This is a genomic window from Candidatus Cloacimonadota bacterium (genome assembly GCA_012516855.1).
Classification (GTDB): domain Bacteria; phylum Cloacimonadota; class Cloacimonadia; order Cloacimonadales; family Cloacimonadaceae; genus Syntrophosphaera.
Map to the genome: position 1 here is coordinate 1 of JAAYWB010000072.1, position 21,992 is coordinate 21,992.

A 21,992-nucleotide genomic window follows, 5' to 3' on the forward strand; every position below is an offset into this window, starting at 1 on the left:
GCGTTTGGTGCCATCATCCTTAGGTCATCCCTCACCAAGTTAAGGATGACCTACGGAAAATATAGACTTAGCCCACCCTGGCAAATGAGGGCAAAGAGGTGATCAATCTACGCTCATTAAATGTATAAAGGTTATCCATAGCAGAGGCGGAGCGCAAATGATCGCACTGGAGATACACGATTCGCGCAGGGCGCGGATTGCCGGGACAAGAAAAACCCCCGGGCAGTGCCGGGGGTTGCAATCTCAGACAGGGTCTGATCAGTTTACTTTGAAGGTTGTGTCGCCTTTTTCAAAGAAGGCGATGATCTGTTTGGCAGCCGCCACTCCGGCGTTGACGTTGGCTTCCCCGGTCTGGGCGCCCATCTTTTTTGGGGTGGCATAGTAGCGGTCGGCATAGAGTTCCATCAGTTTGGCGCCGCATTCCGGTTCCACGTCGCTCACATAGCGGAATTTCTTCTTTTCCTCAAAGGCCTTGAGCAGGGCTTCCTCGTCAATCACCTCTTTGCGGGCGGTGTTGACCAGGATGCAGTCGGGTTTCACCAGGCTGAGCAGGTTCCAGTTGATGGATTTCTTGGTCTCGGCGGTGGCGGGGATGTGCAGGGAGATGTAGTCTCCGGTGCTGAAGATGTCTTCCACCTTATCCAGGTGTTTGACGCCGTCTTTGGCCATGATGTCCGCGCTGATGTAGGGATCGTAGGCATAGACGTCCATGCCAATGCCTTTGGCCATTTTGGCGAGAAAGCGGGGCACATTTCCGAAGCCATGGAGCACCAGCTTCTTGCCAGCCAGCTCGGAGCCGCTTTTGCCGTTGAACTTGCCGCGCGCCATGTAGATCATCATGGCCAGCGCCAGCTCGGCGACGGCGTTGGAGTTTTGGCCGGGGGTGTTCATGGCCACCACACCGTGGGCGGTGGCAGCGGCGAGGTCGATGTTGTCATAGCCTGCTCCGGCGCGCACCACGATCTTGAGTTGTTTGGCGGCGTCGAAGACGGCGGCATCCACTTTGTCGCTGCGGATGATGAGGGCTTCGGCATCTGCCACGGCGGCATGGAAGTCTTTCACGTCGGTGTAGCTTTCCAGCCAGCTATGGGGATAGCCGGCCTTGTCCAGTTCAGCCTTGATCTTCTGCACGGCTTCCGCGGCGAAGGGCTTCTCTGTGGCGATCAGTACTTTTGGCATATTAGCCTCCCTATGTATATTTTATTTCTGGTTTCAAGACTTTATTTTAGTGCGTTTTATGTCAATGCAAATCTCTGTCATTTGAGCAGCAGCATACGCCGTGACTGCACCTTTCCACCCGCTTGCAGGCGGTAGAGATAGACTCCGCTGGAGACCGGGTCGCCGGAGGCGTCGAGGCCATCCCAGGTGACGGTGTGTGAGCCGCGGGAACGATGGCCGTCGCTCAGGACGCGCACCAACTGGCCTTTGAGGTTGTAAATTGCGAGCCGGACGGAGCCTTCGGATGCCAGTTGGAAACGGATGCTGGTGCTGGGATTAAAGGGATTGGGAAAGTTTTGCAGCAGGGCGGTGCGCAGGGCGGGAGCTTCTTCCGCGGGATTGGAGACGTTACCGGTGGAGGCGTAGCTGCCCTGGCGGGTGAGTGAGCCGCGGTAAACGGTCCAGGGCCGGTTGTCCTTTTCCGCGCGGCGCAGGTTCAGCACCAGCACTCCGGTGGAATAGCCGCTCACCAGCTTGAGCCAGCCGTCGCCGTCCAGATCGCATAGCGTGGAGGGCGTGCAGCCGTTGAAGCTGGTCTGGAATGGAAATCCGTCCAATACGCTGCCGTCGTGGTTGAAGCCATAAACCGAGTTCACATAGCTGGAAACGAGGATTTCCAGGTTGGGATCGTCGTCGAGGTCAGCGATGATGGGCGGGGTCTGCAGCACGGCGCCGGTCTGCACCGGGAAGCCGGGAAGGTCTATTCCGCTCTGGCTGACCGCGTAGAGTGAGCCATTGGCGGTGCCGAACACGATATCCAGCGCGCCGTCGGCATTGATGTCCGCCAGGGCGGGGCTGCCGCCCATCGCGGAGCTGATCGGCTTGCTGAAGACCAGGCTGCCTGCGGGCGTTGCCAGATGCAGGTGGCTGGAGGTGCCGAAGGCTATCCTGCGGTTGGCGAGGATGGTGGGCGCGCCGTTGATTGCGCCGGAGACCTGGAGGGGGAAACCCGCCAGGGGAGTGCCGTCGGATTTGATCACGTGCAGCTTGCCGTTGGAGCAGCCGACGATGATCTCATTGCCGCCGTCGCCGTCGATGTCCGCCACAGCCAGTTCGCTGTGGAAGGCGGAGCCAAGGTCAAGCGGGAAGCCCGGCAGCAGGTTTCCGGAGGAATCCAGGACGTGGATCTTGCCATCCAGGGAGTGCGCCACCACTTCCATCCCGCCCTGCCAGTCGATCTGGGCGATCACGGGGGTGAAGAGGAACTGGCTGCCGCCATCGTAATCGAAAAGCACTTCATCGCCTGCCAGTGCCAGCACTTTACCGGTGCGGCTGGTGAGTACCAGAGCCGGTTCCTGGCCGTCAATCAACTGGCCATAGGCGGCGCTGCGCATCACATCCTGCTGGAGAGGCGCGGGAATGGAGCCGGTCTGCTGCCCTGCGTTATCCAGCAGATGGCTGTTGCCGAAATTATCGGTGTAAAGTATGTCGAGGCTGCCGTCGCCGTCAAAATCGAAGACGATCGGGGCGGATTTGCTGCCCACGGGGCAATCCCAGGGAAAGCTGCCGTCAATGAGGGTGATTTCATATTCGAGCTGGAATCTGCGGGTTCCAGTGCTCAAGTTGGTGACGGGATGCAGCGATTGCAGCTCCAGGGTGATCTGATAGCTGCCATAATCGATGCCGGACGGAAGTTGCACACGGAAATAGAGGCCGGGATCGGCGGTCTGGCCTGGCAACAACTGTGGTATCACCAGCGGGTCGCTCAAAAGCTGCGCTCCGGCGGGCAGGCCGCTGAGGGTGGCGGTCACGTTGTGGGCCGCGGCCCAATTCTGATGGTTGCTGATCACGGGGTGGATGCGGATTATCTCTCCGGGATTGATGGTGCCGTCGCCATCGCCCTCCACATCGTCGATTGTGTAGCTTTCCAGGCTGAGCAGGGGCAGGGCTGGGTCAGGCGGTTTGACCTCAATGGAAGGATCGCCAAAGAGCACCATCTGATAGTAGCACCAGCGCATCACGTCATAGTTGATGGCGGCATTGAGGTTCTGCTCGCGGGAATAGCTGAGCGCGGAGCCGAATTGGGTGTTGGCCGTTTGGTAGAGGCCGATGAAGTAGTCGCGGTCATAGAACTGGGAGGCGCCATTGGTGTTGCCGGGGGAATACCAGCCATAGCGGGTGTTTCCGAGGAAGGCAAAGACGCCGCCCGAGGCTGTGAGCATGTGTTCCGCGATGCTCTCGCCGTCGCCGCTGGTGGCCTGGTCGAAAGCGGCGGGATAGCAGCCCTGGGTGTAAAGAAAGCCATATTCGGTGTTCTGGAGCTGCTGGATGCTGCCGTTGCTCTGTCCCATCAGGAAGGTTTGGTTGGCGTGTCCCATGTGGTTCATCACGTGGACGCCCTCGTTGATGGCGTTCCAGACGCCCTGCTCGCTGTAGGTGCCGTCGCGCTGATACATGGTGCGCAGGTGGTACAGTTCCGGGACGCTGGTGGCCACTTCGTCCTTGTAATCTCCGCCCCAGGTGAGGGGGTTGTTGTTCAGGTTTTCTCCGAACATGATGGCGGTGTTGTTGCTGAACGTGGAATTTCCGGTGTAGTATTGGATTTTGCGGATGATGTTTTCAAACTCGGGTTGGGTCTCGGCGGGAAAGCGTCCGATATGCACTTCCGGCAGCATGTCCACCTGGTCCTGCGGTTCGCCCCAGATGTCGTTTCCATTGGCGTTCCAGTCTCCATCCAGATTGCTGAAATAGAGGTCGGTAGGCATTCTGAGATCAACCGTGTCGCCCACCTGGCCGTAGCAGCCGCGCAGGGGCACGATCTCGTCATCGCCGCCCAGGATCACATATTGCAGAGGCTGGGGGGTGCTTGCCCAGGCTTGATAGGCGTCGCTGATGAAGGCGCGCACCTTGGCGGCGTTGTCGGTTCCGGGATAGCTGGCATAGATATCCGCGGTCTGGAATACGCCGGTGCTGATGTCGCTGCCGTCGCGCCAGTTGGCATAGCTTTGCAGCCAGGAGGAGGCGGTGGAGTTGGTGATGATGACCATTTGGCGCGGAGTGGAAAGGTCAATCAGGCGGCTTTGGGGAGCGTGGTTCCGATAGCGGGAAGCCTGCTGGTAGCTGGCCAGGGCCTGGGGGTTGAGGGCAAATCCTTCCACAGAGCGGGCAGCCAGGGCGGGGGCGTAGAAGTTGGCCTGTTGGGTGGCCAGGGCATCATCCCATCCGGTTTCTATCTCGATGCTGAATTCGGAAGCCGCGTGAATCTGGCGGGAAACCGGATTGTATTTCCAGGGGAAGAGGTCCAGCACGGCATATTGGAGGCCGCGCTGCAACTGGGTGCCCAGATAACGGTGATTGGCGGCCGGGAACAGCGCGTCGCTCTGCCAGATCGCGGGATCGGGCTGAGTAGCGTCCGGACGGGGCTGCGAAGTGGGCTGCTGCTGGCGCGCGTAGTCCAGATACACGCCATCGCGCTGCAACAGGTAAGGGGAGCTTTGCACGCTCACGTTGAGCACCTTTTCCCCAAAGGGGATCAGCACCCGCACGGGGTAATAGTTGAGCGCGGGAACGCCGGGCTCCAGCAGGGGTGCCGTGGGCTGGCCGCGCAGGCTGCCATCCCAGGCGGAGGGGTCAACGCTTACATTGAGGGTGAGCGCCAGGCTGATTCCGCAGAGCAGCGTCAGGCCGATCAGGGCGGTAAGTTTTTTCATAATCTGTATTCCATCTTGGTTTATCGAAATGTAGTCGAAAAATTCTTATGTGAGAAATGGCAGAATCAGTCAAGTAGTTTTTTGAGGGCAAAGAAAACAGACGTCTGGGCTGCGTTTGTGATCTGTGAATACCTGCGGAAGGCAAGGGATATGAACCAATCCTTAGAACAATGCTGCCCTAGCAATTTCAGCTCGCAATGGGCGCCTCACGCTGTATATCCGGCGCCTTATAAATTTTAAAGAAAGAAGTTGCGAATATGGCGGACTTGTTTAAACTATCATTCTGTAAGCTGTTTGTTTTGCGTCTTTATGTAAGGGCAGCGCCTGCCCGCGGGACTTGTTATCTTTTCCAATCTATTTGAAAAGGAGTCTTTTTCATGAAACACACGGCTATGCTACTACTGCTGCTCGCCACCAGCCTGGCTTTTGCCAACCCTGTCTGGACTGAGGACGTCGTGGTGCGGGAAGCGCAGGATCTGAGCTACACTGGCTGCACGCAGCAAGCAGATGACGGCAGCCTGATCACGCTCTGGACGCAGATACTGGATGGAGAAAACTGCCTGATGGCAAACCGGATCAGCGCGCTGGGTGAGGAGATGTGGGATTCCTCCCTGCGTATCGCGGGCTGCGGGCTGGGCATCGGCGGAGAGCAGATGGTGCGCTGCTCCGACGACAGCTATCTTGTCTGCTGGCTGGAAGGGCAGGAGGAACTGGGATCAGGCCACGCGAGGCTGATGGCAAACAAGATCGACCTGCAGGGAAACCTGCTCTGGACAGATGGCGGAGTCCTTATCAACAACGATTGCTACTTCAGGTTTGGCGCTACCGTCACACATTACCTGATCCGCGCCAACAACTCGGGGGGGGCCTACATCGTGGTACAGCCGGAACCCAACCTTCCCGCCGCCTACGCCTACAAATTGAATGGCAGCGGCAACGACACCTGGAGCCTGATCCAACCTTTGATCCAGGCTGAACAGCAATTGACGCTTAATGACTGCCTTGCATCCTTCGATGACACAGATGGTTTGGTGGTAAGTTACCACGCCACCAGCCAGGCTGGCACCAACTACAACCTTGCAACTTTCAACTATTTGAACGGCTCCATCCGTTACCACAGAAGCTTCCCTCTGGAGCCAGGAGAAGTGGGTCCGCACGAATTGTTCTTAGAGGGCTATTATTGTTTCTTCGATGCAGTTATGATTGCCCAAACGGATACCCGGCTGCGTTTCAGGTTGTTTAGATTTGACTTGGAACCATATATTGAGCAGCCCGAGGACTTGGTACTTAATCCCCAGCCCATGCCGCTTTCAACACACTTTAAGCTGGAAAAGACCGCTTCGCTTTATTACCGTGTACTGAGCAGCACACCCATCGATGGCGTAACTCAGGTGCGCACTCATACTTATCTCTGGTCTCATCACCAGTATTACCCAACCCAGATTTGGTCGGGAACCGGCGAGGTGAGTTATCTAGACTGGCGTTTTGACGACTCTATGAAAGCAATGCTCATCTGGAGCACCAATTCCGGCCCGGACACGCCGCTGATCCTGCGCGGCCAGGCGATCGACAATTCCAGCGGCGAACCGGTCTGGCCCGCGGATGGACTGGTGATCAGCGAAAACTGGGATTCCGGCTGCAAGCCCCAAGTCTTCGGCTGGAATACCAATCCCATGTATCTGCTGGTGGAAAAGGGGTCAGGCGGCAAGAGCCTGCGCTTTTTGATGCGGGATTACGGAGGCAATCCACTGCAGCCGGCAGCCGATCCGCTGTCCGAAGCGTTTGCTGGTTCGGCCATTCCCATTGCCAGCCTGGCAGTGAACGGGCACAATGTGCTGATCTATAACGACTCCCGCCATTCAGGCGGAAACTGGCTGTACTTTCAGATCCTCAGCACCGACGGAGAGCTGCTGCTGCCCTCTGGAGGCATCCCCATCGGCAGCTATGGGCCAAACATTCGTTTGCTGGGCGCAATCAACTATAGCAGTGACCGTTTTGCCGTGCTTTACACCGATACCAACACCTACCTGCAGATCTTTGACCTGGTGGGTAATCCCCAATGGGCTGGCAACGGACTGCTGGTCTGCCCCGGAGCTCCCTACGCAGGCTACGCCAAGTTCTGCGAGCATGAGGGTGACATCTATCTGGGCTGGCTGATCGATTATGGAACGGGAACGTCACAACTCTATGGCCAGCGGATCAGTAACCTCCAAAAGATGTGGGGAGAACCTGGCAGACTCCTGCTCGAATGGATTCCGAACCCCAATGTCAGGATGGTTAACACCCCCGGACGCTACTTTGCCTGGTTCCAACGCAGGTCTGGCAGCAACAACTTTTGCACCTACTGCCTGCTGGTGGACGCCAATGGCGATCTGCTGCCCGGTTGGAACCCTCAGGGCACCAAGATCTTTGAAGCGGAAGCCTCTCCTAATGTATGGCCGATCTACTCGAGCTTGGTAGGGGAAGACCTGGTCTGCCTGATCGCAGGCTATCCCTCCGCTCCCATTTTCGCCCAGCGGGTCACACCTCAGGCGAGCTTCCCCTGGACCGAAGCAGGTGTCCTGGTCCACGAACCGCCCCACCTCACCGTCGGCTGCGCCATCGATGACAACACCCTGAACCTGATCTATGACCATACTGAAGGATCAGGAACGCGCAGCATACGCCTGCAAAGGGTGATTCTGAACGGTGGGAATCTGGGCTATCCATCCCCAGGCCTGCAGCTCAATACATCTACCCCGCTTGAGCTTGGCAAGGTGAGCCTGGCCAGATTGGAATGCGACGCCCTGCTGGGTGTGTGGAGCGAACAAAGCAACTATCAGGACGACGGCCGTGACCTGTATTACCGCTTGATAGATCCAGAGAATGAACTGGTGGGCGATTCCCAATCGAGCTTTGGCTCCCATCAGGGCGACGCGGACAATCCCAGGATCAGCACTTTCGGCGACGAGGCTATAGTCTGCTGGAGCGACGAGAGGACGGGAATTCCCGCTGTCGGACATCTTCAGACAGGTATCTATGCCCAAAAGATGGCTTACCTGTCCAGTTCCCTGCCCCAGGAGCCGGATACCCCCTCAGCTGGGCTGGCCTTTGTCAACTGCTATCCTAACCCCTTCCGCGGCAGCGTGCAGGTGAACTGGTCAACCAAAGCCGCCCAGCCGGCGGAATTGCTGATCTGCAACATCCACGGACAGGTGGTGAAACGCTTCCGCTATATGCTGTTGCAGTCGGGAGAGCATTCCCTCTATTGGGATGGGAATGACGAGCAAGGCCGCCAAGTGAGTTCCGGAGTGTATCTGCTACGCCTCAGGAGCGGCAATGAAAGCCGCACTGTCAAGATCCTACGCTGGTAGCCACTTCGAAAGGACATTATTACAAGAGGGAAGCTCCTGCTTTCCTCTTTTTCATCTTGCTGTTTTTCGGCTCTCCATCAAGCTAAACGGGTTTATCATCGGTTGCGTATATTTGCTTTATGCAATTTTTCAACCCCGGGCTTGCGTCGAATGAGAAAAGGGGCGGCACAGCGACCGTCTGTCAGATGCTAGCACTCGCCTGAAGCGCCACCAAAAGGAAAAAGGAGGAAGGAGCTTCGTCGGCAGCAAACCCATCTGTAGCCTGTGCTTACCAGACTTCAAGATCAATACGCGAAAACAACCCCGCTTTTGGGAAAGACCCATTCTTCGGCTTTGGTAGAGACGGTGATGGTGGTTTTGCCTGTGGAAACCCGCGGATACTTGTTCTGGCCAGCGAATATGGGCACGCACTCTATCGGTTCCAGTTCTGCAGGGTGGGAAAAGCTGATCTTCACGCCGTGGGTGAGTTCAGTGATGAAAACGCTGAGTTGATGCGAGTTGCGGGGATAGAGAGTGAGGGTGTCGATCTCGAACAGGACCTCGTGGCCAACCAAGTCCCGCAGTCGGGGGTGGGAGCAGCGAATCTCCATGCAGGCGTTTCTGAAGTGGAGTTTGGTCTCCAGTTCGATTCCGTCGATTCTCACTGAGGAGAGGGAAAAAACCTCGGGGCTGAGCTCGAAATTGCTGTCCATCAACCAGCGGTATTCCACATCACGGCGCTTGAAATAAGCTTTCAGGGCTTCCACGGAATTGGCGCAGGCCACGGTGAAGTAGTCATTTTGAAGCGTTTTGCTGAAGCTGAGGGTGGTGGCGGCGCGCCAGAAGTGGGGGTCGCCGGAATCCGAGAAGCTGATGTGGTGGCGGAAGTCGCGCCGGTAAAGGATTTCGCGGTCTTTATTGAAGAAAAACACCCTCAGGATATCCCTTGAGATCAGATCGCCCATTTCCTCGCTGTTCACGCGCTGGCTGATGGCGGCCTTTATGATTTGGTTGAGCTTTGAATCCGGATAGTCCGAAGAGACGAATTCCCGCCGCGAGAGGGGGGAGGAGGTCACCAGCCGCTGGCCGTCATAATAATAGCGCTTCGCGCGGCGCCCCACCTGGCAGAGCAGCTCATAAGCCGATCCGGAATATGCTGCAGCGAGGTTTTCCGCCCTCATTTCCTCAGCGGAATTCCCCAGCAGTACCACCTCGTCGCCTATTTCCACCCTGCCGGCGTCGGTGACGTCCAGGCAGATCATGTCCATGGAAACCCGCCCAATAACAGAGCAGAGCGTGCCTTTGAGGGCCACGGTCCCGCGGTTTGAGAGCAGAAAGTCATAGCCGTCAGCGTAGCCCACCGGAATCACGGCGTAGCGTGTGGGCCGGGTGGCTTTCCAGGAGCGGTTGTAGCCAACTGTCGCGCCGGCGGGTATCTCCTTAAGCTGCGCCACCGTCGATTTGAAAGTCATCACGGGTTTAAGGTCTATCTTTTCCTTCTGGGAGGGGTGAGTGTAAATTCCAAAGCTGAGTATGCCCAGACGGCAGAGGGGAAGCGATTTCCCAAAGCCGTTCACCACTGCCGCGCTATTAGCCAGATGGATCCAGGGTACTTTCACTTTGTGCTTTTTGAGGATGGCCAGAAATTCTTTTTCCTGAGCCTGGCTGAAATCCGGGTCGCTCTCGCTGGCAGCAAAGTGGGAAAACACGCTCTGCAACTCGAGATTGGGCAACTTGTCAAGCGTTGCCAGCAGCTCTGTGAAACCATCTGCCAAAACCCCGCTGCGGTGCATCCCGCTGTCCATTTTGAGGCTCACCTTCGCCCTGATGTCGCGTTCAGCGCAGGCATGGTCAAGCTCGCGGGCAAAGTCAGTATCGCTCAGGGTGGGCCAGAGTTCATGGTCCAGTATCCCCGGAATCTCGCAGGGAAGCGAGGGTGAGAGGATCAGGATGGGTTCCTTGAAGCCCTGCACCCGCAACAGTTTTCCCTCTTCTGGATTGGCCACGCCCAGCGCCACAGCCCCCTCGGAGAGGGAGATCCGGGCGATTTCTGGCGCGCCGTGCCCGTAGGCGTCAGCCTTCACGATTTGGATGAAGCCCTGTTCCGCGCCCATTTTGGCTTTCAGGGCTCTCAGGTTGGCGCGGAAAGCCGCCAGATCGACTTCCACCCAACTGCGTTCGATAAATGCCTCTTTTGCCATTTCGCGCGCTCCTAAAAGAACTTGGCAGCAAGGTCCGCCAGTTGCGAACGCTCGCCTTTTTCCAGGGTGATATGGCCCACGATATCCTCGTTCTTCAGTTTCTCCACAGCTACGGAAAGCCCGTTGGAAGAGGAATCCAGGTAGGGGATGTCGATCTGGTAGGGGTCGCCTGTGAGCACCACTTTGGTATTTTCCCCGGCGCGGGTGATGATGGTTTTCATCTCGTGCGGGGTGAGGTTTTGGGCCTCGTCGATGATGATGAACTGGTCTGGCAGGCTGCGTCCGCGGATGTAGGTGAGCGGTTCCAGCTCCAGAAATCCGTAATCCAGGAAATCTTCCAGGCTGGGCTTGCGTTTGCCTTTCATGCTGTCGCTTTTGAAGTCCTCGTGCAGCGCCAGCAGGATGTCCATGTTGTCATAGATGGGCTGCATCCAGGGGTTGAATTTGTCGCTTTTGGTGCCGGGAAGGTAGCCGAGGTCCAGTCCCAGCGGGAAAATCGGCCGCGAAATCACCAGCCGGGTGTATTTTTGCTCTTCCACAACCTTTTGCAGGCCCGCCGCCATCGCCAAAAGGGTCTTGCCCGTGCCAGCTATTCCCGATAGGCTCACCAAGCGAATGGTGTCATCCAAAAGCAGGTCCAGCGCCATTTCCTGCTCGAAATTGCGCGCTTTGATCCCATACACCAGTTCCCCCTGATAGCTCTGGAGGGTGTAGAGGGCGTTCGCGCTTTTGTGGTAGCGCATGGTGCGAACGGTTTCCGGAGACGATTTGCGGAAGAAGCGGATATATTGGTTCGGACAAAGGTCCTTAAAGGGATTGGCGATGTAGCTTTTGCCGTTGATGGCGTCAAATTCTTCGTCCTCCAGTTCTTTGGTTTCCCAGCCGGTGTAAAGCTCTTCGAACTTTATGGTGTCGGTCTCGAAGTTTTCGGCGTTGATGCCCACGCTGTCTGCTTTGATGCGCACATTGGCATCCATGGAGACCAGCGTGACCTGAGATTTGGGGTTTTTTTGCTGGAAATAGAGCGCGGTGCCGATTATCAGGTTGTCGATGCGGTCCAGGAATAAGAGCTGGGAAGCTGTATCGGTTACGTCTTTATTCACCGAGACCTGCAGGGTTCCGCCATTGTCCATTTTCACGCCTTCCTGCAGGCTGCCCCGGGTTCTCAGGGCATCCAGGTAGCGCCCGATCTGGCGCGCGTTGCGGCTCTTTTCGTCCATGCCTTTTTTGAACTGGTCGATTTCCTCGATCACCACGATTGGAATCACCACGCGGTTTTCCTTAAAAGAGAAGAGGGACTGTGGATTGTGGATGAGGACGTTGGTGTCCAGAACGTATATTTTCTTAGCCAAGAATATTTGCTCCTTACTGGTGGTGTTTCTGGACGCGCTCGATCAGTTCGTGCCGGGCGGTGGAGTCCCCCAAACCGCCTCTGGTCCGCGATTGCCGGTCTCGCTGGTAAGAACCTACCTCAGGATGGGACATCAGGTTCAGCTTGTCCAGAATATCTTGGTGTTTTTGCATGTTACACTCAATTTTATAGACTGCGGGCAAGGATTTATCCTGCGCCTAATGGCGTCAATCTTTTTTATTGTTTCGGAAGAGTAAAAGGTGCTCCCTGAAGGGAGAACCGGAGCCTGATGATTCTATTCCACAAGGGGTTGACGGTCTATCCCTGCCAAGGATTTCCTGAACATTAGCAGCTTTGCCGCTGGGTGCCATTTCTTGGCCCTTTGCCCCAGCCCATTTGCCTCTTTTACGCCTCCCGTTTAGTTCCCGTTTGACAGGCGGGAACTCAGCGGGAAGTGAATGGGATGTGAAAGGGATGGGGCAAAGGAGGAATCAAAGGCGAAAAGTTTGTCATTTTGGGTCGGATAATCCATTAAAGCCTTGCATACGGCGAATACATCCTGGCTTCAGCTTTTCATCCACCATAGGAGGAAGCCTTTGGTTCTCGCTATTTTTCATTGACATTTTTTGGGGCTCACAAAAAGTGAAACCAAAGTCAATAATCCATTGGAGAAATGATGAGCGACCAGCTGCAAGACCTTTTACAGCGCGTGTATGACGAGGGCGTTAACAAAGCGAAAGCCGAAGCCGAGGCGATTCTGGAGAAAGCCAAAGCCGAGGCGGAAAACATCCTGACCAACGCCAAAACGGAGGCGGACAAGACCATCGCCGAAGCCCAAAAAGAAGCTGTGGACATCGCCAAAAACACCGATTCCGACCTCAAAATGGCCGCGCAAAACACCCTCAGCGCGGTAAAGCAAAAGCTCACGGAAGTCCTGCTGAGCGAGGCTTTTGACCCCAAACTGAAGGAAGCCGCATCGGACGCGGATTTCGTGAAGAAACTGATCCTGGAAATGGTGTCCGTCTGGAAAGAATCCGGCGGGACCGTGACCATCAGCAAGAGCCTGGAAGGTAAGCTGGACCAGCATTTCGCGCAAAGCCTGAGCAGCAGCGCGGGTAAGGGGCTGAAGGTGGAGTTTTCACCTCAGATGAAGAACGGCTTCGCCATCTCACCAGCGGACGGGACCTATAAGCTCAGCTTCACCGATGAGGATTTTTCGAACCTCTTCAAATCCTACCTGAGACCCCGCAGCAACAAGATCCTCTTCAAACAATAGGACCCATGCGCACACAGTATTATTACTTCGTGACGGGTCTGCCGGCACTGTCCATAGACGACAGCAAGTGTCAGATGAGCACGGAGCAGTTCCTCGCCGAGGCCAAAAACCACCTCACCGCGGGCGATTTCAGGCTGCTTCTGTTGCTCCGCCTGCCGGAGGACGCCGACGACCTGTCCCGGCTCATGTATGGCAAGGAAGACGAAGGCCGCCCGGTTGAGGAATGCTCGCGGATTTTCTGGAAGGGCTACCTGAAACTGATGAAGGCCCGCGCGGCCGGTTCCAGCGAGCCCCTCACAAAGGACTACAAAGCATATCCCGATTTCTGGCACGAAACCATTCTGGCTGCCTATTCCGCCGAGGAAATGCCTTCCCTGCTGGATACCCGGCATCGGCTTCTGGCCGGTTCCTACGAATATTGCGCCAAACTGGGCAACAAATTCCTCAGCCAGTGGTTTGAATTCAACCGCGACCTGCAAAACATCCTCACCGCCATCAACGGCCGCCAGCACGAGGTGGATTACGCTCGCTGGCTGGTGGGGGAGGGCGAACTGGTGGAAAAGCTGGCCCGGAGCAACGCGGCGGATTTCGGCCTCGGCAAAGGCCACGAACTTTTTGAAAGCGTCTCCAGAATCTGGGAGCAAAACAACATCCTCCACCGCGAACGAGGCTACGACATCCTGCGCTGGAAATGGATCGATAACCATAATTTCTTCAACTATTTCAACATCGACCGCCTGCTGGGATATTATGCCCAACTGCGCATTGTGGAACGTTGGCTGAACCTCGATCCCGGCTATGGCAGGGAAATGTTTCAGAATACGATGGACGCGCTGGCCGGCAGCTTCGTCTTTCCGGATATCTTCAAAGTAAAATCGATAAAATCATAGAAGGTTAAAACGTTATGACCAAAGGCACCGTTAAAGGAATAATCAGCAACCTGGTCCACGTCGAGGTGGACGGCCCGGTCTTCCAGAACGAGATTTGCTACATCGATCTTGGCGGCACGAAGCTGATGGCCGAAGTGATCAAGGTGAGCGGTAACACAGCCTACACGCAGGTGTTTGAAAGCACCCGCGGGATGAAGCCCGGCGATGCAGTGGAGTTTTCCGACCGCATGCTGGAAGTGAAGCTGGGGCCGGGAATGCTCTCCAAAAACTATGACGGCCTCCAGGATGACCTGAACAAGATGGAAGGCTTGTACCTCACTCGCGGCGAATATACCGATCCGCTGGACGAAGAAAGCAGTTGGGATTTCGAACCCATCGTCAAAGCGGGCGATGAAGTGATACCCGGTGACTGGCTGGGCTCAGTTCAGGAAAACTGGATCAACCACAAGATCATGGTCCCTTTCAAGCTGGAAGGCAAGTTCCGGGTGAAAAGCATCGCAGGCACGGGCAAGTACAAACTCACCGACACCATCGCAACGATAACCGACGCCGACGGCCAGGATACTGACCTGAACATGATCCAGTACTGGCCGGTGAAACTGCCTATCCGCGCCTATCAGTCCAAGCCGCGACCCTTCAAGATGATGGAAACCGGCGTGCGCACCATCGACACGCTCAACCCCATCGCCGAGGGCGGAACAGGCTTCACCCCGGGTCCCTTCGGAACAGGCAAGACAGTGCTCCAGCACAGCATTTCCCAAAACGCCGAGGCCGACCTCATCATTGTGGCAGCCTGCGGCGAACGCGCCAACGAAGTTGTGGAGCTCTTCACAGAATTCCCCGAACTGGACGACCCCCGCACCGGCCGCAAGCTGATGGAACGCACCATCATCATCTGTAACACCTCTAATATGCCGGTGGCAGCGCGCGAAGCTTCTGTTTACACCGCCATGTCCATCGCCGAATATTACCGCAGCATGGGGCTGAAAGTGTTGCTGCTGGCGGACTCCACCTCACGCTGGGCCCAGGCTCTGCGCGAGATGAGCAACCGCATGGAAGAGCTTCCCGGGCCGGATGCCTACCCGATGGACCTTCCCGCCATCATCTCAAACTTCTATTCCCGCGCCGGTTACGTTTACCTCAATAACGGCCAGCCCGGTTCAATAACCTTCATCGGGGCAGTTTCGCCCGCTGGCGGAAACCTCAAGGAACCCGTCACGGAATCCACCAAAAAGGCTGCCCGCTGCTTCTACTCCCTCTCCCAGGACCGCGCCGACAGCAAACGCTATCCGGCTGTCGATCCCATCGATTCCTACTCCAAATACCTTGAATACGATGAGGTTATCGAATATCTGAACGCCAATATCTCCCCCGGCTGGGTGGATAGCGTCATCAAGGCCAAGGACATCCTTCTGCGCGGAAAAGAGGCCAAAGACCAAATCAGCATCCTGGGCGACGACGGCGTGCCGCTGGACTATCATGCCCGCTTCTGGAAAAGCGAACTGGTGGACCGCATCATCCTGGTGCAGGACGGCTTTGACCCCGTGGACAAATCCACCCCCATGAAGCGCCAGGCCTATATGCTGAACCTTGTGCTGCAGGTCTGTGACACTCCTCTGGCCTTCGACAGCTTTGAGGAACTCCAGCCCTATTACACCAGGCTGATCAACGCCCTGCGGCAGATGAACTATCAGCCCTTTGAAAGCGCTGATTTCAAGAAATACGAGTCCGATCTTGAGGGCATACTTGAGGAAAGGAGGGATAACTGATGGCCAGCAAAGCATTTCAAAAGATATATACCAAGCTCACCCAGATCACCAAAGCTACCTGCGCGGTGACCGCAACCGGCGTTGGCTATGAAGAACTGGCCACGGTCGGCGGCCGTCTGGCCCAGGTTGTGAAGATCATGGGGGACACCGTTACGCTGCAGATCTTTTCCGGCACGGAGGGGATCGGCACTGACGCAGAAGTGGTTTTCTTCGGGCGCCCGCCCATGCTGAAAGTGAGCGAGCAATTGGCTGGAAGGTTTTTCAATGCCTACGGCGAGCCTATCGACGGCGGCCCTGAAATCGAGGGTGAGGAAGTCGAGATCGGCGGCCCGTCGGTGAACCCTGTGCGCAGAAAGGATCCTTCGGAACTCATTGCCACCGGTATCGCCGGAATCGACCTCAACAACACTCTGGTCACCGGCCAGAAGATTCCCTTCTTTGCCGATCCGGACCAGCCCTACAACCAGGTGATGGCCACAGTTGCCCTACGCACCAAAGCCGATAAGATCATCCTGGGCGGAATGGGCCTCTCAAACGACGATTACCTCTATTACAAAAACACCTTTGAAAACGCTGGTGTGATCGACAAGATCATCTCCTTTGTGAACACCAACGACGATCCGCCCGTGGAACGCCTCCTGGTGCCGGACATGGCCCTGACAGCGGCGGAATACTTCGCCATTCAGAAAAACGAATCCGTGCTGGTATTGCTCACCGACCTGACCCTTTATTGCGACGCCCTCTCCATTGTTAGCAACCGCATGGATCAGATTCCCTCCAAGGATTCCATGCCGGGTTCGCTCTATTCGGACCTCGCCAAGATCTATGAAAAGGCTGTGCAGTTCCCCGAAGGCGGCTCCATCACCATCATCGCCGTGACCACCATTTCCGGCGGAGACATCACCCACGCCATTCCTGATAACACAGGCTACATCACAGAAGGACAGCTCTACCTGCGCAGAGATACCGACATTGGCAAGGTGATCATCGACCCCGCCAGAAGCCTTTCCCGCCTCAAAACCAAGGTGATGGGCAAACGCACCCGTGCCGACCATCCCCAAGTTATGAATGCCTCCGTGCGCCTCAACGCAGACGCCACCAACGCCAGAACCAAGATGGAAAACGGCTTTGACCTCTCCGACTACGACCAGCGGGCAATGGATTTCGCCCGTGACTACGCCAGCCAGATTCTGGCCATCGACGTCAACATCGATACCGACGAGATGCTGGACACGACCTGGGCCCTCTTCCGTAAATACTTTACCCGCGAAGAGGTCGCGATTAGAGACGAATTCATGCAACTTTATTGGGACAAGGGATGAAATTCCAGTACAACAAGATTTCCCAGCTGCAGCTGGAAAAGCAGCTCAAGGTGAGGGAGAAGGCCCTGCCCACGCTGAAAAACAAGGAATCCGCCCTGCGCATGGAGGTGAAACGCGCCCGCGACAAAGCCTACGAACTGGATGCCCGGATCAAGCAGGAAACCGCCGAACTGGATCAGTTCATGAAGCTCTGGGCGGAATTTGACCCCTCCTTGGTGACGGTGAAGAAGGTGGAAATCCTCACCCGCAACATCGCCGGAACTCAGGTCCCCGTGCTGGGCGAAATCGATTTCGAGCTGAGGGATTACGACCTCTTCAGCGCACCTTCCTGGTTCCTGGACGGTATCGTCATGGTGAAGGGACTGGCCACGCTGCAGGTCGAGCGGGACGTCTTCTGGCGCAAAATGCAGATCCTGGAGCATGTGCGCAAGAAGACCACCCAAAAGGTTAATCTCTACGAAAAAGTGCAGATACCCGCGTTCGAGGACGCTATCCTGAAGATCAAGCGCTTCCTGGAGGACGAGGAAAACCTCTCCAAAGCCGCGCAGAAAATCCTCAAGGGCCGCACCGCGGAGGAGGAAGTGGCATGATCGAAAAGATGCGCAAATACAGCTTTGTCCTCTATCACCGCGATTATGAGGCCTTTCTGACCGAGCTCCAGAAACTGGGTGTGCTCCATCTGATCCGCAACACAGACGCCAAAACCGAGTCGCTGGTGCAAAACCTCGAGCTGATCGGGGAATACGCAGAAGCCAGCACCTTCCTGAAGAAATTGGCTTCCGAAGCGGAAAAAGGTGCCACCACTCTCACCCCAAAAATGCTGCTCAACAAGATCACGGAAGCCCGCGAGGAAAAGGAACGCCTGACCCGCCAGGCCGAAACCCTGCGCAAGCAAATCCGCGAACTGGAGCCCTGGGGCCGCTTCGACTACGAACTGAAAAAAAAGCTTGAAGCCAATGGCATTAAGGTTGATTTCCACACTTGCCTCAAGAATCACTTTAAGCCGCAGTGGGAAGAAGACTACGCCATCAGTAAGATAAGCGAGGTCAACGGCATCCTCTACTTCGTGGTTTTCCACACCGGGGAGAAACCGGTTCTGGACGCCGACACCTTCAGTTTCCACAAACATACCATCAAGGAGCTGGAGGACCAGCTTAAGGGCATGGAAGGCCGAATAGCCGACATCGATGAGTTTTTGCAAAACACAGCTCCTACTGCGATTGAGAGCTTCGCGGAAGAAATCGGCCGACTCAGCCAGGCCTGTGAATATGAGGATGCCACCCTGCAGGGAACCAGCGAAGCCGATGACCACATCCGCGTGGTGGGAGGTTTCATCCCCACCCGGCTGGAGCCTGAACTGAAGGACTTTCTGGAGCGGAACGGCGTCATCCACTTTGCCACCGACGCCACGGTCGAGGACAATCCCCCCGTGAGCTTGCGCAACGGCTGGTTTGCCCGCCAGTTCGAGCCCATCAGCAAGATGTACATGCTTCCGTTCTATGACGAGTTTGACCTCACACCCTTCTTCGCGCCCTTCTTTATGCTCTTTTTCGGCTTTTGCAATGCTGACATTGCCTATGGCGTGATTTTCATCCTCCTCGCCCTCGTCCTCCGCGCCAAGGCCAAAAACCCCGCCATGAAGAGCATTATGATGCTGGTGGTCCTCTTCGGGATTTCCTCCATCATCATGGGTTGGGTGATGGGCTCAGCTTTGGGTTACGACCTCAAAAAAACCGCTCTGGACAAATACATCATAATCCGGAACAATGACCAGATCTTCAATTTCGCTCTGCTCCTGGGTGCCATCCAGATTCTCTTCGGAACCATCATCAATGGCTTCAAACAGGCTCGCCAAAGCGGTTTCATGTATTTCCTGGCCCCCTTCGGCACCTTCCTTTTCCTGTTGGGACTCTCGGTTCTGGGAGCCGGATTACTGGGCGCGGATATCTCTTCGACGCAGCCCTACGTAAATTATGTTATTCTGGCCGGCCTCGCTCTGCTGATGCTCTTCAATTCTCCCGGAAAGAATCCTCTGAAGAACATCCTGAGCGGGTTCTGGGCTCTCTACGGCGTTATCACGGGCTTTTTTGGCGACATCCTTTCCTACATCCGTCTCTTCGCCCTCGGCGTTTCCAGCGCCATCCTCGGTTTCGTGATGAACTCAATCGGCCAGCAGTTCCTCAGCATCAAGATCATCGGCCCGGTGATCTTCTTCATCTTCATGGTGGTGGGCCACAGCCTGAACATCGCCCTCAGCGCCCTTAGCGGCTTTGTGCACCCCCTCCGCCTCACCTTAGTGGAATTTTTCAAAAACGCCGGCTTCAACGGGCCTGGCTTGGAATACAAACCCTTTGGCAAAACAAAAAAGATAAACGTATAACCTGGAGGTTACATGCCTTACATTCTCTTACAACCTGTCACTGAAGCCGTCGCCGCCATCGGCGGAGGCAGCCCGGCCTACATCCTGGCCTGGATCGGGATTTTCCTGATGGTAGCCCTCTCCGGGGTGGGAAGCGCCTGGGGAACGGTGATCGGCGGCAGTGCCACCGTCGCCGCGATGAAAAAACGCGACGATATTTTCGCCAACTGCATGATCCTTTCCGCCATGCCCGGAACCCAGGGTCTCTACGGCTTTGGCGCTTTCTTCATCCTCAAAGACCACATCAACCCTGAGATTTCCATGATCACCGCCGCCGCCATCTTTGGAGCCGGGCTCATCTCAGGCGTCGTGAACCTGATCTCCGCTTACTGGCAGGCCCGCATCGTAGCCAACGGCATCGAGAGTATCGGCAATGGCAACAACGTGTTCACCAACACCCTCATCCTGGGCGTGTATCCCGAGCTTTATGCCATCATCGCCTTTGCCGCCTGCTTCCTCATCAGCGGCATGCTGCCGATGTGATTTGAACCCCAAAACCTATTCCGGACAGGGAGCGCTGTGCTCCCTGTCCCGTTTTGTTTGAATCGGGAGATTAAATGGACATCTACATCAATGACCAAATCCACACCCCACCGCCGCTAGAGCAGCCTGAACCCCACCGCGGAATGCTGGTGCTCATCTTTGGGATAATCGGGCTTTTCACCTGCGCGATTTTCTCTATCCTGGCCTGGGTTTTCGGCAATGAAGACCTCAAAAAGATGGAATCCGGCCGCATGGACCCCGCCGGGCGCGACACCACCAACGCCGGACGCATTCTGGGCATCATCGGTGTGGCGATGAACGTCATCGGCCTCCTTGCCGGGCTTGTGGCCGCCGTCTTCATGTTTGGCCTCACCATGGCTGGTATAAACAGCCTGTTCTGAACTGACTTTTAGTAGTAGCGTCCGCTGCAGGCTTGATGCGCCTCCTTCTGGAAAGGACCTCCACCCGTTTCCCCGGAGGAAAAGGTCCTGTCCTCGTCCTGTCTTTCTCGCTGGTCGGCTATGTGGGCCTGCATCTGCTGTATGAATCCGGTCTGAAGCTATGCTGGTTCCGCTCCCTGACAGGCATCAACTGCCCAGCCTGCGGTCTTTCCCGAGCTTTCCTGTCTCTCTTCCAAGGCCGCTTTGTCCAGGCCTTTCTTTACAATCCCTTCATGCTCCTATTCAGCCTCGGAATGTTCCTGCAACTGTTCTCCACCACTGTGTTCAAGCGCCGTATCGCCCTTGAGGCCAGCGCTAGCGAACGCAACTTACTCTTGGTCGCCTTCCTCGTCCTCTTTTTGCTCAACTGGCTTTATCTGATCCTGTTTTTGCCCTGACCCGTCCTTTGCCCCTTCCCGTCCGCCTTCTTTTCGCCTCCCGCTGAATTCCCGCCTTTCAAACGGGAAGTCCGCGGGAAGTGAATGGGATGTGAAAGGGATAGGGCAAAAGGCCTGTAGCCATTCAGGGCAGGAATGATGGTGGGAATCGCTGAATATGATGCCTATAAAGGAGTTAACCGGTATGGATGCCGCGGGGAGGATTTAGCTTGACAGCACCGGGGTAGGCCGGAAACTGGTGGTAAACTGTAACCACGAGGATGAGAATGAAAACAAATATTTCCCAGTTCAAGATTCGGCTCGTTTCACGCTGGAGCCTGGTATTGCTGCTACTTGTTTGGGTTGGCGCCGGTTTTGCCCGGGTGGGGTTGAGTTCTGGAGAAATAAACGTTTCTGGCTCCGATCATGCGCTGCAAACCACTTTCGACACCCAATCGGGGAAAACCGCGCCTGATTATCCGGATTCAGATGCCGAAACAAGCGGAACGCGGACTCCTGCCTGGTTGCAGATCATTCTCACAGTGGGCATCGCGCTATTGATTTACTATGTTATCCTGGCGATAGTTAAGAGCAGAGAGAAATCCAGAGAAGAGGTCATTCACGTAAAAACCAGGGAAAGTGATACTGGCTACACGATGGAGCGACCTGGCAGCCAGGTTTCTGTGCCAGGAAGGCAGCCGGTTGAATACCGCGTTCCGTCTCAAAAGCCGTCCGAAAGCGCGAGAAAGCCGAGAACGGCAAAAAGGGACTCCTCCTGGCCTTTTATTATCGCCATCATTGTGCTGGTCAACATCATCCGCCAGTGCGTGCAAAACTTCGATTGAGCGTGTCGGACACCTGGTCCGGTTCAGTTCAGCCTCTAGCCGTCAGCCTCGCCTCTGCTGATTCCGCCCGCGAAGGCTGTGCAAGGTAATAGTCTGGTTCAAGTTCAGCTATGGTGGATAAACTAGATTTCCGCCCTACATTCCGGGCTTGACCCGGAATCCAGAAAACCCCGCCACCTCATCCCCTGGCGTCCAGCGAACGCAGCGAGCATGGACGGCAGGAAATGTTGCTGTCGTCGATGCGAGGCTCCGTTGGAGTTTCTGTCCCCCATCAGGATCAGAAACTACCTGGGTTACCTCCCATTTTGACAAAGGGCAAAAACAGACCTTGACAAGAATAACGCAAGCGTAAAAATATGCGTGTAGGCCTTGGAATGAATAAAGGATACCATTGAGCCGGGATTGCTTCCTACCAAAGA

Annotated in this window: 16 protein-coding genes; 11 read left to right on the forward strand and 5 right to left on the reverse strand. The window is 56.0% G+C overall.

All coding sequences use genetic code 11. From position 1 onward, the window contains the following. Positions 1-258: 258 nt before the first annotated feature. Both GX466_07655 and GX466_07660 read right to left on the reverse strand, forming a co-directional pair. A complete protein-coding gene (locus GX466_07655; protein ID NLH94073.1) occupies positions 259-1,179 on the reverse strand; it encodes a 3-phosphoglycerate dehydrogenase in 921 nt (306 codons plus the stop codon). Between the two features lie 77 nt (positions 1,180-1,256). Continuing rightward, a complete protein-coding gene (locus GX466_07660; protein NLH94074.1) occupies positions 1,257-4,868 on the reverse strand; it encodes a T9SS type A sorting domain-containing protein in 3,612 nt (1,203 codons plus the stop codon). 377 nt (positions 4,869-5,245) lie between these two features. Here GX466_07660 and GX466_07665 point away from each other — a divergent pair, with 377 nt between their 5' ends. After that, positions 5,246-8,221, forward strand: a complete 2,976-nt coding sequence (locus GX466_07665) for a T9SS type A sorting domain-containing protein (GenBank protein ID NLH94075.1) — start codon at positions 5,246-5,248, stop codon at positions 8,219-8,221. Between the two features lie 284 nt (positions 8,222-8,505). Here the strand turns inward: GX466_07665 and alr are convergent, their stop codons facing one another. Genes alr through GX466_07680 form a run of 3 tightly spaced genes read right to left on the reverse strand, consistent with a single transcriptional unit; the run spans position 8,506 to position 11,925 of the window. Continuing rightward, positions 8,506-10,401: an alanine racemase gene (alr, locus tag GX466_07670; protein NLH94076.1), complete on the reverse strand. Its 1,896-nt coding sequence runs from the start codon at positions 10,399-10,401 to the stop codon at positions 8,506-8,508. Between the two features lie 11 nt (positions 10,402-10,412). Next, positions 10,413-11,753 carry a PhoH family protein gene (locus GX466_07675; GenBank protein NLH94077.1) on the reverse strand — a complete coding sequence of 447 codons (1,341 nt, stop codon included), beginning with the start codon at positions 11,751-11,753 and terminating at the stop codon, positions 10,413-10,415. Between the two features lie 13 nt (positions 11,754-11,766). After that, positions 11,767-11,925: a hypothetical protein gene (locus GX466_07680; GenBank protein NLH94078.1), complete on the reverse strand. Its 159-nt coding sequence runs from the start codon at positions 11,923-11,925 to the stop codon at positions 11,767-11,769. Between the two features lie 503 nt (positions 11,926-12,428). Between GX466_07680 and GX466_07685 the strand changes: the two genes are divergently transcribed. From GX466_07685 to GX466_07730, 10 genes are all read left to right on the forward strand, one after another. Continuing rightward, the gene (locus GX466_07685; GenBank protein NLH94079.1) at positions 12,429-13,028 is read left to right on the forward strand and encodes a V-type ATP synthase subunit E; all 600 of its coding nucleotides are present in this window, start codon (positions 12,429-12,431) and stop codon (positions 13,026-13,028) included. A 5-nt stretch (positions 13,029-13,033) separates the two neighbouring features. Continuing rightward, positions 13,034-13,918, forward strand: coding sequence for a DUF2764 family protein (locus tag GX466_07690; GenBank protein ID NLH94080.1), 885 nt, complete (start codon positions 13,034-13,036; stop codon positions 13,916-13,918). A 14-nt stretch (positions 13,919-13,932) separates the two neighbouring features. Then, positions 13,933-15,687 carry a V-type ATP synthase subunit A gene (locus GX466_07695; GenBank protein NLH94081.1) on the forward strand — a complete coding sequence of 585 codons (1,755 nt, stop codon included), beginning with the start codon at positions 13,933-13,935 and terminating at the stop codon, positions 15,685-15,687. Further along, positions 15,687-17,009 (forward strand): V-type ATP synthase subunit B, encoded by a 1,323-nt coding sequence (locus GX466_07700; protein NLH94082.1) that lies wholly within the window; start codon positions 15,687-15,689, stop codon positions 17,007-17,009. Before GX466_07695 ends, GX466_07700 begins: the two co-directional genes overlap by 1 nt. After that, positions 17,006-17,599, forward strand: coding sequence for a V-type ATP synthase subunit D (locus GX466_07705; protein ID NLH94083.1), 594 nt, complete (start codon positions 17,006-17,008; stop codon positions 17,597-17,599). The genes GX466_07700 and GX466_07705 overlap by 4 nt, the downstream gene beginning before the upstream one ends. After that, entirely contained in the window at positions 17,596-19,389 is a 1,794-nt protein-coding gene (locus GX466_07710; GenBank protein NLH94084.1) for a hypothetical protein, read from the forward strand. The genes GX466_07705 and GX466_07710 overlap by 4 nt, the downstream gene beginning before the upstream one ends. Positions 19,390-19,401: 12 nt before the next feature. Then, positions 19,402-19,911 carry a V-type ATP synthase subunit K gene (locus GX466_07715; protein NLH94085.1) on the forward strand — a complete coding sequence of 170 codons (510 nt, stop codon included), beginning with the start codon at positions 19,402-19,404 and terminating at the stop codon, positions 19,909-19,911. A 74-nt stretch (positions 19,912-19,985) separates the two neighbouring features. Further along, positions 19,986-20,312 carry a hypothetical protein gene (locus GX466_07720; GenBank protein NLH94086.1) on the forward strand — a complete coding sequence of 109 codons (327 nt, stop codon included), beginning with the start codon at positions 19,986-19,988 and terminating at the stop codon, positions 20,310-20,312. A gap of 35 nt (positions 20,313-20,347) precedes the next feature. Beyond that, positions 20,348-20,749, forward strand: coding sequence for a DUF2752 domain-containing protein (locus tag GX466_07725; protein ID NLH94087.1), 402 nt, complete (start codon positions 20,348-20,350; stop codon positions 20,747-20,749). Positions 20,750-21,015: 266 nt separating this feature from the next. Next, positions 21,016-21,573 carry a hypothetical protein gene (locus tag GX466_07730; GenBank protein ID NLH94088.1) on the forward strand — a complete coding sequence of 186 codons (558 nt, stop codon included), beginning with the start codon at positions 21,016-21,018 and terminating at the stop codon, positions 21,571-21,573. The last annotated feature ends 419 nt before the right edge of the window (positions 21,574-21,992 follow it).